Below are 13817 nucleotides of genomic sequence, written 5' to 3' on the forward strand. Positions count from 1 at the left end.
CGAAGTGACTTCCTGTTTGTCTACTTTTTATTGTTCCTCGTCGGATTCATGGTCCCACAGATCATGAAGCTGCTGGTATTCTTTCGCTTCGTCATAACGTCCGGCTTGCGTCAAAAGGGCAATTAGCCTGCGGATTTGATCCAAATCGAATCCGGACAAAGACACATATTGCTTCAAAGCCTCAATGGCGGCTTCTGTTTTCCCCATCGAAAGATTCACATCAGCGGCTAATGGGTAAGCAGCTACATACTCCTCGTCGACCGCTTGCAAGCTGCTGACCAGTTCTGCTGCTTCATCTAGTCGTCCTACGTGGAATGCCATCAGTGCGCATCCGTAGAGTACTTCTGGCGAACGATCCATGACCAGCGCCTGACGGAATACGTGGTACGCCTGTTCGAATTGACCGCTTTGAGCGTACGAGCGCCCCTTCGTCAAAAGCATGGACAGACTTTCATCCCCGGCTTGTTCCAGGAGCTTCATTGCTTTCTCGTCTTCTCCAATACGGAAATACAAATTACCCAGCGCAGCCATAATATCTTGGTTGTCTGGCTCCTTTAGTCTTGCTTGCTCCAAATACTTGACCGCTACTTCATCCAAATCTTGGAGCGAATACAGATCCGCTAACAACAAGTCAAGCTGGATGCTTTCGAAGCCAGATTCTTTACATTCATAGAGAAGGTGTTGCGCAGTCTCAAAATCACTGGAATCCAAAGCAATCTCCGCTAACAGCAGCTGGCATTCTCTGCGCAAAGTGGAATCCATTTGCGGATTTTTAGCCATGACATCTGTCAGCAATTGACTAGCCTCTTCCAAATGACCGAGTCGATACCAGACCTCCGCCAAATACATCATGACATCCGGCAAATCTTTTCCATGCTCCTGAACCTTTTGTAGAGCGGTCAAGCCCAACTCCACTTCATCGTTTTCGATCCGCTTGATCGCTTCGTCTATGACATACAGCCACTTTTTCGGCATTTCTTTCACCTCATATGTATTTTGCGTGGCCTTGTTGCTCTACGTGCTTGCTGAACAACCACTCTAATAAAATAGCCACAAAAGACCGTCCGAAGACGGTCTTTTCTTTTACTCTTGATCATATACCATTATGCGCGCGTTAGCCAGCTCATTGTAAGAACAGTAATAAGGATTCCAAAAATACTAAGTACAATGCTGTAATTCGGCTTGGCTAATTCAGTAGAAGTCGGCTTTCCATCGAGCGGTACGATCGAAGCAGTAGCATGTTCCAGAGTGTCTCCTTGCGACGTATATGGCTGTGCTTCTACCACGTATGTACCGTCGTCTGTTTGCATGGAAGAAGAAATGACTTGCGCTTTTGGCGTGTTAATCTCCATGACTTCTCCATTAATAACGAGCGAATTTGCATGCTCTGTAGTACTTGTATTCACGTATAAAGTGAACGAAAAGACCATCAGCAACAAAACAGCTACACTCGCACCCATGCGTCGCATTCTCGCTGTGACGCTGAAAATTTTTCTGCCAATCGGGATCGCCCACTGCTCTTCCGATAAAATACGGGCCATCACCGCGTCTACAATGGAACGTGATGGAGTTACAGAATGGTATTCTTCTTTATCCATTTCCATCCACTCACCACTGTCCGACCAAATCTCATAGTCGGAACGACAGGCATAGCATGCAGCCATATGGTGATCAACCCGGCGTTGGGTCACCTCAGGCAACAGATTTTCGGCGTATTCAGGCAGTATTTCCTGAACTTCTTCACATCTCATCATCGATTCATCCCTTCAGCTTCATCCAAATGAGGGTCCAGGATGTAGTTTTCCAACTGTCCACGAATACTTTGCCGCGCTCGAAACAGTAGAGACTTCACAGAGCTCACTGTTAAATCCAGAATCGTAGCGATTTCTGTGTAATCCATTTGTTCGTACTCACGTAATATCAGTGCTGAGCGTTGCTTCTCTGGCAAACTGTTGATTGCCAGTCTTACCATGCTCTCCCGCTCATTCCGGAGCAGAACTTGCTCAGGCAGTGTCTTGGGAGATGCCATAGGCACTTGCAACGTATCATCCAGATACACGTCAGAATTGCGGCTCTTGCGCAATTCACTAAGTACGGAGTTGCGTGCAATCGTATAGAGCCAGGTGGAGAATGTAGCTTCTACATCTCGGAAAGAATGAATGCTCTTATACGCCTTGTAAAACGTCTCCTGACATATATCCTCTGCTATATGCTCTAAATGTGCCTGACGCAAAAGATGAGTGACAAATGAGAGGATCTTTTTTTCATATCGACGAATCAGTTCAGCATAGCATTCCAGATTACCTTCTTTAATCTCTCGGATAAGCTGGGAATCGGTCATGATCAGAGATTACCTCCTTGCGATTCCGATCCCTCAGCGGCCTTTTGCATAATTAGACTGCTGGGGATGTAAAAAGTTGCGCGACCTTACGATTCTTTTTCTCGTCTGTCTGCTGGAAACCATTCACGAAAAAACCCCCAAACTGGGGTTATATGACATAAGCGTAGGGCTTCGTGTTGATTAAGCACTTACCCATACCAATCAAAGGGATAAATCGCATATTTCGATATATCCATTTACCGTTCGACATAACAGATGTTGGAAGATGCATTTCACTAAAATTGAGAATAGTGGAAAGATCATTCTTTGTCAACCAGTTTTCCTTTTTCAGGAAAACGATATCAGCGTCTGCGCCAGTTGTCAAGCTTCCTTTTCGCGGATACAGTCCAATTGCTTTTGCAACATTTGTCGAAGTGAGCCTGACTAATAAGCAAAGCAATTCTTCAGGCGTACACCAGCTCTTTCGTGTATCAATCCGCACATCGTGAATCGGAGACGCTACTTGCCAGCTCCCAAACCAATGACGATGTAATTGACGAAGACCTTGATCCGTCACTTCAGCAGGTAAACGAAAGATATGCAGGTACGGGTCATTTTCTTCAAAATGAAAGGCCGCTTGCGAATCTGTAATGACTGTGCGTAACCGCCAATAACGAGTAGCCTCCATCCAAATCTGTCGAATGAGTTCCCGTTGTTCTTTTTTTAAAAACGGATCATTTTGTACCTGCATGTGCAGGATCGTATGTTTAGACGTATGAAGTTGCAAAAGCGTTTCCCATTTTATTGTGGAAATTTCTTCTGGATTTCGAATCGTGACATGAAACGAAGAATAACCATGGTTAATCCACTCCGCTAAGCGGTCACCGTGAAGATCGGCGACATCGATTTCCACGTGCCAAACATAATCCAACAAGCTGTTGAAATGCTGGGTTTGTTGATAGTGAATTTGCGGTCTGCTCATCCAACGCTCTGGCCGGAAGACATCCACCAGGCTTGTACATCCCGATCTGATGAGATTTCGCATGGTTTCTATATAAACATCTACCTCTTTGATTTTATACAACGAATGTGTCGGGAGTGCGACGAAACCGGGCAAAAGATACATATCGGTAGCATCAATTTCTTCATATAAATCGTTGAAGGGGGTTTTCGTCAAGGTATCTTTGGCAATTCGTACAATTTTCCCATGACGGATCCAAATATCTGCTTCTTTTATTCCTAGTGCTGTAACAATCGTTCCCCCACGTATGACCATCCCTCGCTCCAGCATAGCTCGTCCCCCTCCCGCTTCTCATGCACACACTACCCTTGTACGAGCATATGCACAGAAAGGAGAAAAATTACTCATTCGAGCCAAAACGCTTTTTAAACAAAAAAAGACCGCCGTTGATGTAAGCGCATTCAAACGACGGTAGCACACACGTGCTTTCTTATATTGGATAGGAGTGGAGAGAAACCATACTGTAGTTTTATAATAAACGGAATGTAAGCGCTTGTCAAATCATTTTTGCTAAAATTCGGAACGCTTGTCTTTGCACCAAAAAAGAAGCCTGCTACCCTATAAAGGCACAGACTTCTCTTTCATTCTTTATGATTGGCTGATTTTCACAAGCAAGTCATGGAAGCCAGGGAACGATACATCAATCGCCTCATCATTTTCGATTCTCGTCTCACCCTCGGCAACGAGACCCGCGATCGCCATCGCCATGCCAATTCGGTGATCCCCCATGCTATCGATGACTGCTCCTGTCAATCCAACCTTTCCTTCGATGATCATTCCGTCCTCTGTAGGTGTGACCTTAGCACCGAATTTGGACAGTTGACTAACCACCGTGGCAATACGGTCTGTCTCCTTTACTTTCAGTTCTTCGGCATCACGGATAACGGTTTGTCCTTTGGCCTGCGTTGCCATGACCGCAATCACCGGAATTTCGTCAATCAGACGCGGAATGATATCTCCGGCAATTTCAATACCGTGCAACTCCGAATGAGTCACGAGGAGGTCTGCAACCGGCTCTTCATTTACGACTCGCTCATTCAAAAGCTCCAGGCTTCCCCCCATCGCCTTGACAACATCGATAATTCCCGTACGGCTTGGGTTGATTCCGACATTTTCAATCAGAAGAGAACTGCCTGGTACGACCATTACGGCAGCAATCAAAAAGGCAGCGGAAGAAATGTCACCAGGAACAGAGATGGCACGGCCCTTCAGCTTTTGTCCGCCTTCTACTGAAACGGTCAAGCCATCACGCACAACTTGCACACCAAATGCTTGCAGCATACGCTCTGTATGATCACGAGATAAATGAGGCTCTGTTACACTCGTCACACCTTTTGCCTGCAACCCTGCCAGCATAATCGCAGACTTTACTTGTGCACTTGCAACTGGAGATTGATACGCGATCCCTTGAAGATCCCCGCCTCGAATGGATAACGGTGTGTACTCGCCGTCTTTTCTTCCATCGATTTTGGCACCCATTTGACGGAGCGGCCCGATCACACGGCGCATTGGTCTTTTGGCAATCGACTCATCGCCTTCCATCACCACATGGAAAGGCTGTGTCGCCATGATCCCTGACATTAAGCGAATGGTCGTACCGGAGTTCCCTACATCCAAATGTTGAGATGGTTCCTGCAAGCCATACCAGCCTTTTCCTTGTACAGTTACGGCATCTCCCTGTTGTTCAATCTCGATTCCCATCCGACGAAAGCAGCTAATCGTGCTCAAGCAATCGGCACCCGGCAAAAAGCCTTCAATGGTTGTCGTTCCTTCTGCTAGAGCTCCAAACATAACTGCACGATGGGAAATGGATTTATCTCCTGGCACACGAACGGTACCTTTGATTTGTTTGGCTTGTTGTACGCGAAGCATTGCTTCCACTCCTTCTCTTTCACGCTCTCCCAGATCATCAGTCGCACTGTGAAGCGTCTTCGTTGTAAAGTGTGTTTGCATAAAAAACTTTATGTGCGCTTGTATACATTGTAATCGAAAAAGCGAAGAACTTCCTCTCCCTTTTCCAACTCTTGCTGCGAATGGAACGTAATCCGTAGCACCCCATATACGTCTTCTCGTGTCTCTCTGATTTGAAGATTCGTGATGTTGATATCTCTTGCTCCCAATAGTGTCGTAATTCGTCCAATTTCACCCGGGTTGTCGGGGATATCAATATACAAATCGTTCAATGGAGGCAATGCACCCGTTTTGCGCTCAGGCAAGCTGTCGCGGAATTCTCGTGCCGTTTTGAAGAAATGCTCGATTCCTTCTGGATCTCCCTGTTCTACAAGGTGAACGACATCTTCCAATGCGTTGGCCCAATCTTTTGCAATTTTCAGGATCGGATCACGGTTTTGCAGCAAAATGTCACGCCACATCTGAGGATTGCTCGATGCAATGCGCGTAATGTCTCGGAAACCACCAGCAGCAAGCGTTGCATGCCAAGCATTTTCCTCTTCGTACCCTGCCACCAGATTGACCAGAGCAGAAGCGAGAATGTGCGGGAAATGGCTGACTGCACCCACGACCTGATCATGCGAAGCCGCGTCCATTTGCACGACTTTTGCGCGCGTCAGTGTAAGGAGATCAGACAATTGCTTTACTTTTTCTTCAGGTGTTCCCGGCGCTGGTGTCAAAACATAATAGGCGTTTTCCATAAGACGGTCTGAAGCAGCTTCCACGCCGGATTTATGCGAGCCAGCCATCGGATGTCCACCAATAAACGTAACATGATCGGGAATGACATCCACCGCTTGTTTGACAATACCTGCTTTTGTACTGCCAACATCCGTAATGATGACACCTGGCTGCAGCTCCATTTCCACTAACGAGCGGATGGTTGCAACGATTTGCTCTACAGGTGATGCAAGGAAAATGACATTTGCTTCTCGAACGGCGGTCTGCAAATCAGTTGTGCCGGCATGAATGACGCCAAGAGTCAGTGCTTTATCCAAACAATCCTGACGTAAATCGTAGCCGACTACCCGAATATTTGGATCACGTCGCATGGACAGCGCGATTGAGCCGCCAATTAACCCGACGCCGATTACAGTAATGGTGGTTTTTTTCATCTCCACTCTCTATCCTTCCTTCATCTCTCTTAGACAAAGATGCCGAGGCATGCCCGGCATCTTCGTCCTCTATTTCAATGCTCCAGTCACGATTTCTTTTAAGACAGAAAGAATCTTATCATTTTGCTCTTTGGTCCCGATCGTAATACGTTGAAAACCTGGGAAGCCTAGTGCATTACCAGAGCGAACGATGATACCTTGAGAGAGCAGCTTTTTGAATACCTCATCGGAATCCTTTTTCAAATCAACCAAGATGAAGTTGGTTTGTGATGGATAGTAGGAAAGCCCCCACTCGTCAAAGGAATCGGTAAACTGCTTCATGCCTTCACGGTTACGATCGCGGCATGATTTCACAAATTCCTGGTCTTGTAACGAAGCACGTGCTGCTACTTGGCCAAGTGTGCCTGTATTGAACGGCTCACGCACATGTTCCAGAGAGGAAATGAGCTCTTCTGACGCGATCCCGTAGCCGATACGAAGCGCAGCCAGACCGTAGATTTTGGAGAACGTACGCAAAATAATCAGGTTCGGATACTCCGCGAGCATCGGTACTGTTTGTGGATATTCTGGATCAACCACATACTCGTAGTAAGCCTCATCCAAAACGACGAGCACATTTTTGGGAACCTTTTTCATAAAAGCTTCCAACTCGGTTGTTGTTACAATCGTGCCAGACGGATTGTTCGGGTTACATACCCATACGACCTTTGTTTGCTCGTTGACGGCAGCCGCCATCGCTTCGAGATCTTGAACGCCATCTTTCAACGGCACCTCAATCAAGTCTGCTCCTTCAATAATCCCATTTGAGCGATATTGCGAGAACGTTTGCGTCGCCATGACTGCATTTGTTCCTTCACTCAAAAAAGCACGAGAGATCATCAACAGAATTTCATCAGACCCGTTGCCGAAAAACAATTGGCCTGGTTTGACCCCGAGGAAGTCAGCAAGATCCCAGCGTAGATTAAGGCTTGCTCCGTCTGGATAAAGGGCCAAATTGTCCAACTGTTCCGCAATGGCGGCTTTGGCCTTCGGTGAGGAACCAAAAGGATTTTCGTTGGACGCCAGCTTGATGACTTCAGTCAAACCATATTCACGTTTCACGTCATCAATGGGCTTGCCAGGTTGATATACCGGGGCATTGAGTATGCGTTGTTTCGGTTGCATCCACGTTCACTCCAGTCACATTTTTCCCACTATTGTAGCGCACTGGCTAACTGATGTACAAAGGTTTTTATTTTTTCTACAGCTTGTGGCATCTGTTTTGGGTCTTTCAGTTGCTCAGCATGTTCCTCGATTTGCTGAACAATGGCACTTCCCACAATGACACCATTCGTATGGGGGGCTACTGCTCGTACCTGATCCGGCGTGGATATTCCGAAGCCTACCGCCGTAGGAACCGATGTGCTGGCCTTTACTCGTTCCAGAAAATCTGCCAAATCCTCTCGCAGGTCCGCGCGGGCACCCGTCACACCAAGCGACGAAACACAATAAAGAAATCCGGTTGCTTGCTCGCCGATCGTATTGATTCTGGAACTGGAAGTTGGGGCCACGAGCGAAATGACATGAATGCCATGCTGTTTTGCCGCGGTTACTGCTGGACCATTTTCCTCAATCGGCAAATCAGGAATGACAACACCGTCAGCACCACACGCAGCGAGATCGGCAAAAAAGCGCTCGATACCATATTGTAAAACTGGATTGAAGTAGGTGAACAGGACAACGGAAGCCTCCATACCTGATTCGCGGAGCCTTTTGACCAATTGCAAGGCATCACCGATCGTCACGCCATTTTTCAGTGCGCGCTCAGAGGCCCGTTGTATCGTTGGGCCATCTGCTAAAGGATCGGAGTAAGGGACGCCGAGCTCGATAAGATCTGCTCCTGCTTCGACCATCGCTTTTACCAGTTGGAAAGTTGCTTCTATGGAAGGATCGCCTACCGTTAGAAATGGAATGAATCTTTTGCGATCACGATCCGCGAATAATTGATCGATTCTATTCAGAGCTGTCGCCATGATTACTCTCCCCCTTCTGCTGTCAGCGCTTCTTGAATAGTCAGTACGTCCTTGTCGCCTCGACCAGATAAACAGATAACCAGTATTTTGTCTGAAGACATCTCTTTCGCCCGTTTTATCGCTTCAGCTATCGCATGTGCGCTCTCCAGCGCTGGAATGATGCCTTCCGTTTGGCAAAGCACTTGTACTGCCTCGAGTGCTTCCGCATCTGTTACGGATGTATAGGTCACTCTTCCACTGTCTTTAAGATAGGCGTGCTCGGGTCCTACCCCTGGATAATCCAAGCCAGCCGAAATCGAATGCGCTTCTTGCACCTGTCCGCATTCATCCTGCAACAAGTAAGTTAAGGAACCGTGGATGACTCCCGGGCGTCCAAGCGTTAGCGTTGCCGCATGCTTTTCGGTATCGATTCCTTTCCCTGCCGCTTCTACCCCTCTGAGCGCGACAGACTCATCCTGAATGAACGGATAAAACATGCCAATCGCATTACTGCCGCCACCGACGCAAGCAACAACCTCATCTGGAAGCCTTCTGAGCATTTGCAGAACTTGACTGCGCGTCTCTTCTCCAATAATTTTTTGGAATTCGCGAACCATGTACGGGTATGGATGTGGACCAACAACAGATCCGATGACATAAAACGTTTCATCTACGTGAGAAACCCAATGACGAATCGCTTCATTTGTCGCATCCTTAAGTGTACGAGAGCCGGATACCGCAGGGATAACTTCGGCACCAAGAAGCTTCATCCGAAAAACATTCAACGACTGGCGACGAATATCTTCTTCCCCCATGAACACTTTGCAAGAGAGTCCGAGCTTTGCCGCAACGGTTGCACTTGCCACTCCATGCTGACCAGCGCCTGTTTCAGCAATAATTGATTTTTTGCCCATGCGCTTGGCAAGCAATGCTTGGCCCAAAGCATTGTTCAATTTATGTGCTCCCGTATGGTTGAGATCTTCTCTTTTCAAATAGATTTGGGCGCCACCGACCTCATTCGTCAAACGCTCTGCATAGGTGAGCGGGGTTGGGCGTCCAGCATACTCGCTGAGCAGTCCATTCAATTCTTGAACAAATGCAGGGTCACGACGTGCTTCTTCAAAAGCGATCTCGAGTTCTGTCACCGCGTTCATCAAGGTTTCCGGAATAAACTTGCCTCCGAAGGCACCAAATCTTCCGTTTTCGTCAGGCACGACTCGCGTAGTTGTTTGAATGTTGTTCATGCGCCTTCACCCTCTCCACCAATGTTTTAATTTTCTCGGCGTCTTTTTCGCCACCTGTCTCTACTCCACTGGACACATCGACTATCCCTGCTCGATATTGTCCCGTTAATTCTCCGACATTCTCCGCATGAATCCCTCCAGCAATGATGCAGTCTGCTTCCTCGCATGCTGCTTGCAAAGTCGGGATTTGCTCCCACGAAAACTTTTTCCCTGTGCCACCTGCTTGACCAGGTTCATACGTATCAAATAAAAAGGCACTGACAATGCCTCGATAGGTTTGGATCTCTTGAGCAGCATCCGCTTCACCACCAACTGCCAATGCCTTCCACACCGGTATAGCAAACCGCTCCCGAACTTGCTGGCAAAATTGTGGCGTCTCCTGTCCATGCAATTGGATCACGGATAACGGTGCCTCGCTAAGCACTTTCTCCAGCTCTTCCATCGTCGGATTAACGAACACACCAACAGCAGGAGGATGGCCCGGTACGGCTGCAAGCAATTGTCCAGCAGTTTGCGCATCTACTTGTCGCTTACTTGGGGCAAAAACAAGGCCTACGTAATCGACTTCCAGCTCTTTTAACAGCGCAAGTGTTTCCGCTCGCTTAATTCCACATATTTTCAAACGAGTCATACACTCACCCCCGGTGCTGCTTCTCCCACTAGATCAATGACTGCGCGCTCTACGTCTGTTTGGCGCATGAAATGCTCTCCAACCAGCACAGCCCGGGCACCTGCACTTCGTACATTCTCAATATCCGCTGGTGTCGAAATCCCACTTTCGCTCACGATTGTCAATGACGCAGGCAGTTCTGCAATCAATTCATGCGTAACGGCCAGGTCAGTCTGAAACGTATTTAAGTTTCGATTGTTGATCCCGAGCAATTTGGGTTCCATTGCTTGAAAAACAAGCTCGCACTCTCGTTTGTCATGGACCTCAACCAGTACATCCATGCCTAGCTCCTCGGCAGTTTGGTTCAGGTGGCGAAGCGTTTCCCGATCGAGAATGGCAGCAATGAGCAACACGCAATCAGCGCCTGCTGCTCTTGCTTCCACGACTTGAATTTCATCCAGAAGAAAGTCTTTTCTGAGTAACGGACGATCAATTGCTTCGTGAATTTGCCGTAGATAGCTCAAGCTCCCTTGAAAAAAGGACTCGTCTGTCAAAACAGACAAGCATTCTGCGCGAGCGGCCTGATAAGCCTTCGCGATGGTTACTGCCTGGAAATCAGGTCGGATTAACCCTTTTGAAGGGGATGCTTTTTTCACTTCAGCAATCACGCTTACAGGCCGTACGCTCGTCTCCAATGCTTGACGAAATCCGCGTGGACGCTGGACTTCCTTCGTTGCCAATAGCAATGCTGAAACCGTTGTTTCTGTATAAAGACGTGCGATCTCTTCGCGTTTCTTTTCTACGATTTTACGAAGCATGAATCATACCTCCTGCAATGTGACGAACGTGCTCGAGCTTTCGCATGACCAGTCCGCCGTCGATCAGTTCCGCTGCACGTATAACCCCTGTTTCAATCGAGCTAACTCGATCTGCGAGGTAGAGGATCGCGCCCGCATTCAGCAAAACGATATCGCGTGCTGCCCCACGTGCGCCGGAAAACACGTCGTGAATGATCTTCGCATTCTCATTGGCATCACCGCCACGCAACGCATCCTTTTCATGTCTGCGCAAACCGAACTGCTCTGGCTCGATTTCATATGTCAAAATCCGCCCATCCCGCAACTCGGCAATATGGCTCGTTCCCGTGACGGTTAATTCATCCAGTCCATCCGAGCCTGCTACAACGAGCGCTCTGTTCACATCGAGCTCGTGTAAGACTGCGGCTACACTTGGAAGCAGCTTGGCATCGTACACGCCCATCAGCTGATGGCTGGCGCCTGCTGGATTCGTCAATGGTCCCAGTAAATTAAACACCGTACGAATCGCCAATTCTTTTCGCGGTCCAGCCGCATGCTTCATCGCTTGGTGGTACAGGGGAGCGAACAGGAAGCAGAGATTGGTCACACGCAGGCAGTCTGCGGCGTCTTTTGGAGATAAATTGACGGGCACTCCCAACGCTTCCAACACATCCGCACTACCGCTTTTACTGGAAACGGCACGATTCCCGTGCTTGGCGATGCGTACACCGTCCGCTGCTGCGACAATTGCACTCGCCGTCGAAATGTTAAAGGTATGACTTCCGTCTCCACCTGTACCGCAAGTGTCTACCAGACCTGGCAGATCGATCGGAAAACTCATCGCCCGCGCTCTCATGGCTTTGGCAAAACCGATAATCTCTTCCACTTGCTCGCCCTTCAAGCGAAGACTCGCTAAAAATGCACCAATCTGAGCCGGAGTTGCCTTTCCGTCCATAATCTCGCCCATGGCCTCTTCTGCAACCGTCCGTGTTAAGTGCTTCCCAAGCAGAATTTGTTCCAGCGCGTATGTTAGCATGACAACTCCACCTTTCTGACAAACAACTGTTCCGCTCTTTCTAACGCAGAGAGCATCGCTGCTGCTTTGTTCACCGTCTCTTGATATTCACTCGCAGGGACCGAATCCGCTACGATGCCTGCACCTGCCTGTACATGCGCGTATCCATCCTGAAAGAACAACGTTCGAATCGTGATGCAGCTATCGAGTGAACCATCAAACGAAATGTAGCCAATTGCTCCCGCATACAGATGACGTGCATCAGGTTCGAGCTCTGCAATAATTTCCATCGCCCGCAGCTTGGGAGAACCAGATACTGTACCAGCCGGAAAAGCACTCAGCAATGCATCGAAAGCGTGGAGTCCCTCACGAAGCTTGCCGGTCACATGCGAAACCATATGCATCACATGGGAGTAGTTTTCAATCACCAATGCTTCTTCCACTTTTACGCTTCCGTATGCAGAGACCTTTCCTACATCGTTGCGTCCTAGATCCAGCAGCATGTAGTGCTCGGCTCTCTCCTTTTTATCTGCCAAAAGATCAGCCGCCAACGCAGCATCTTCTTGTGGGGTTGCCCCTCTTTTCCGCGTTCCTGCAATCGGCCGCATCTCTACTTTTTCATCTTCCACACGCACGAGTAGTTCTGGTGAAGTCCCGACGACTGTCTCGCCCTCGTATTCGAGATAGTACATATATGGGGAAGGGTTCAACGTACGCAGCAATCGATATACCGCAAAAGGATCGACATCTGTCTTTACGGAAAAACGTTGGGACAACACGACTTGAAAAATGTCGCCGGCTGCGATGTATTCTTTCGCCTGCACGACTAGCTGCTCGTATTGTTCGCGCGTCATATTTGACTGTACTGTCAATGGCGCTGGTTTATCTGCTGCTACTTGAATGCGTTGATCCATTTCAAGCGGAGCCGAAACTTTGGTAGCCATCTCCTCGATTCGTTCGCAAACTTGCTTTTATTTTTCGCCAATAATGTCTTCGGTGTCGCCTGGCTCCACATGGAGGTTCACAATCAATTGAATTTCTTGCTTCAAATGATCAAAGGCGATCATCTCATCAACAAACAGAAAGCGCATATCCGGCACTCGTACAGCTTCCTTGCGATGTGCTGGCAAATTTTCGAAGTAGCGCAGCGTATTGTAACCGAAAAAGCCTACCGCACCACCACTGAGACGAGGCAGCCCGGGTAGCTTCGGGCTTTTGTAGCGATCGGTTTCTTCACGCAAAAAGGAGACGGGATTTCCTGTCTGGACAAGCTTTTCACCTGTGCGATAGGAAACGGTGATTTCTTCACCCTTTGCTTCTACGATTTGAAAAGGATTCATGCCAATGAACGAAAAACGCGCCCAACGCGCACCACCTTCTACACTCTCCAGCAAAAAGGAATCACTTTTACGAATCTTCTGATACAAGCGAATCGGTGTCTCCTGATCCGCTAACAGTTTCATGCTTACAGGAATAAGGGAATACGACGCCGAGAGGGTCTTAACCTCGGCAAGGGAAGGGAAATACATGGACTCTCATCTCCTCAATTAGTGGGAGAGAAAAGGGAATGAGGCATCCACCTTTTCTACACCCGCTTCTAGAGCGAGAGGTAGGGGGGAGAAATTTTTGTATACAAAAAAATCCAGACAAAGAGACCTGGATTGGGTGTCAATATGTACCCAGCCTTCTCTTCTCTCCTCAACCTAACTCATCTCAACTCTGCTCAACTCATTCTCTGCTCTCAGCCGGCTTTT

Annotated in this window: 12 protein-coding genes and 1 pseudogene; all 13 read right to left on the minus strand. The window is 48.2% G+C overall.

All coding sequences use genetic code 11. From position 1 onward, the window contains the following. Positions 1 to 27 precede the first annotated feature (27 nt). The 13 genes and pseudogenes from HP568_RS14745 to trpE all read right to left on the minus strand — a co-directional run bounded on the left by HP568_RS14745 (position 28) and on the right by trpE (position 13592). The gene (locus HP568_RS14745) at positions 28 to 975 is read right to left on the minus strand and encodes a tetratricopeptide repeat protein (RefSeq protein ID WP_048032653.1); all 948 of its coding nucleotides are present in this window, start codon (positions 973 to 975) and stop codon (positions 28 to 30) included. A 128-nt stretch (positions 976 to 1103) separates the two neighbouring features. Further along, positions 1104 to 1754 carry a zf-HC2 domain-containing protein gene (locus HP568_RS14750; protein WP_048032652.1) on the minus strand — a complete coding sequence of 217 codons (651 nt, stop codon included), beginning with the start codon at positions 1752 to 1754 and terminating at the stop codon, positions 1104 to 1106. Next, a complete protein-coding gene (locus HP568_RS14755; RefSeq protein ID WP_007716581.1) occupies positions 1751 to 2341 on the minus strand; it encodes an RNA polymerase sigma factor in 591 nt (196 codons plus the stop codon). Before HP568_RS14755 ends, HP568_RS14750 begins: the two co-directional genes overlap by 4 nt. 148 nt (positions 2342 to 2489) lie before the next feature. Continuing rightward, the gene (locus tag HP568_RS14760) at positions 2490 to 3611 is read right to left on the minus strand and encodes an amidohydrolase family protein (protein WP_048032651.1); all 1122 of its coding nucleotides are present in this window, start codon (positions 3609 to 3611) and stop codon (positions 2490 to 2492) included. A 318-nt stretch (positions 3612 to 3929) separates the two neighbouring features. Further along, entirely contained in the window at positions 3930 to 5213 is a 1284-nt protein-coding gene (gene aroA / locus HP568_RS14765; RefSeq protein WP_173629470.1) for a 3-phosphoshikimate 1-carboxyvinyltransferase, read from the minus strand. Positions 5214 to 5302: 89 nt separating this feature from the next. Further along, the gene (locus HP568_RS14770; RefSeq protein ID WP_173629471.1) at positions 5303 to 6406 is read right to left on the minus strand and encodes a prephenate dehydrogenase; all 1104 of its coding nucleotides are present in this window, start codon (positions 6404 to 6406) and stop codon (positions 5303 to 5305) included. A gap of 69 nt (positions 6407 to 6475) precedes the next feature. Then, positions 6476 to 7570 (minus strand): histidinol-phosphate transaminase, encoded by a 1095-nt coding sequence (gene hisC, locus HP568_RS14775; RefSeq protein ID WP_173629472.1) that lies wholly within the window; start codon positions 7568 to 7570, stop codon positions 6476 to 6478. 29 nt (positions 7571 to 7599) lie between these two features. Then, positions 7600 to 8418: a tryptophan synthase subunit alpha gene (gene trpA / locus HP568_RS14780; protein WP_173629473.1), complete on the minus strand. Its 819-nt coding sequence runs from the start codon at positions 8416 to 8418 to the stop codon at positions 7600 to 7602. 2 nt (positions 8419 to 8420) lie between these two features. Next, positions 8421 to 9641, minus strand: coding sequence for a tryptophan synthase subunit beta (gene trpB, locus HP568_RS14785; RefSeq protein ID WP_173629474.1), 1221 nt, complete (start codon positions 9639 to 9641; stop codon positions 8421 to 8423). Beyond that, positions 9604 to 10272 carry a phosphoribosylanthranilate isomerase gene (locus HP568_RS14790; protein ID WP_173629475.1) on the minus strand — a complete coding sequence of 223 codons (669 nt, stop codon included), beginning with the start codon at positions 10270 to 10272 and terminating at the stop codon, positions 9604 to 9606. The genes trpB and HP568_RS14790 overlap by 38 nt, the downstream gene beginning before the upstream one ends. Continuing rightward, positions 10269 to 11069, minus strand: coding sequence for an indole-3-glycerol phosphate synthase TrpC (gene trpC, locus HP568_RS14795; RefSeq protein ID WP_173629476.1), 801 nt, complete (start codon positions 11067 to 11069; stop codon positions 10269 to 10271). The genes HP568_RS14790 and trpC overlap by 4 nt, the downstream gene beginning before the upstream one ends. Beyond that, positions 11059 to 12084 carry an anthranilate phosphoribosyltransferase gene (trpD, locus tag HP568_RS14800; RefSeq protein WP_173629477.1) on the minus strand — a complete coding sequence of 342 codons (1026 nt, stop codon included), beginning with the start codon at positions 12082 to 12084 and terminating at the stop codon, positions 11059 to 11061. Before trpD ends, trpC begins: the two co-directional genes overlap by 11 nt. After that, positions 12078 to 13592, minus strand: a pseudogene (gene trpE / locus HP568_RS14805) (anthranilate synthase component I). Before trpE ends, trpD begins: the two are co-directional and overlap by 7 nt. Positions 13593 to 13817: the final 225 nt, after the last annotated feature.

It is taken from the genome of Brevibacillus sp. MS2.2 (genome assembly GCF_013284345.1).
Classification (GTDB): Bacteria; Bacillota; Bacilli; order Brevibacillales; family Brevibacillaceae; genus Brevibacillus; species Brevibacillus brevis_C.

What these genes read in the sequence shown, in the direction of transcription:
- HP568_RS14745 (WP_048032653.1), bottom strand. Translation starts at nt 975, where the DNA reads ATGCCGAAAAAGTGGCTGTATGTCATAGACGAAGCGATCAAGCGGATC.
- HP568_RS14750 (WP_048032652.1), bottom strand. Translation starts at nt 1,754, where the DNA reads ATGATGAGATGTGAAGAAGTTCAGGAAATACTGCCTGAATACGCCGAA.
- HP568_RS14755 (WP_007716581.1), bottom strand. Translation starts at nt 2,341, where the DNA reads ATGACCGATTCCCAGCTTATCCGAGAGATTAAAGAAGGTAATCTGGAA.
- HP568_RS14760 (WP_048032651.1), bottom strand. Translation starts at nt 3,611, where the DNA reads ATGCTGGAGCGAGGGATGGTCATACGTGGGGGAACGATTGTTACAGCA.
- aroA (WP_173629470.1), bottom strand. Translation starts at nt 5,213, where the DNA reads ATGCTTCGCGTACAACAAGCCAAACAAATCAAAGGTACCGTTCGTGTG.
- HP568_RS14770 (WP_173629471.1), bottom strand. Translation starts at nt 6,406, where the DNA reads ATGAAAAAAACCACCATTACTGTAATCGGCGTCGGGTTAATTGGCGGC.
- hisC (WP_173629472.1), bottom strand. Translation starts at nt 7,570, where the DNA reads ATGCAACCGAAACAACGCATACTCAATGCCCCGGTATATCAACCTGGC.
- trpA (WP_173629473.1), bottom strand. Translation starts at nt 8,418, where the DNA reads ATGGCGACAGCTCTGAATAGAATCGATCAATTATTCGCGGATCGTGAT.
- trpB (WP_173629474.1), bottom strand. Translation starts at nt 9,641, where the DNA reads ATGAACAACATTCAAACAACTACGCGAGTCGTGCCTGACGAAAACGGA.
- HP568_RS14790 (WP_173629475.1), bottom strand. Translation starts at nt 10,272, where the DNA reads ATGACTCGTTTGAAAATATGTGGAATTAAGCGAGCGGAAACACTTGCG.
- trpC (WP_173629476.1), bottom strand. Translation starts at nt 11,069, where the DNA reads ATGCTTCGTAAAATCGTAGAAAAGAAACGCGAAGAGATCGCACGTCTT.
- trpD (WP_173629477.1), bottom strand. Translation starts at nt 12,084, where the DNA reads ATGCTAACATACGCGCTGGAACAAATTCTGCTTGGGAAGCACTTAACA.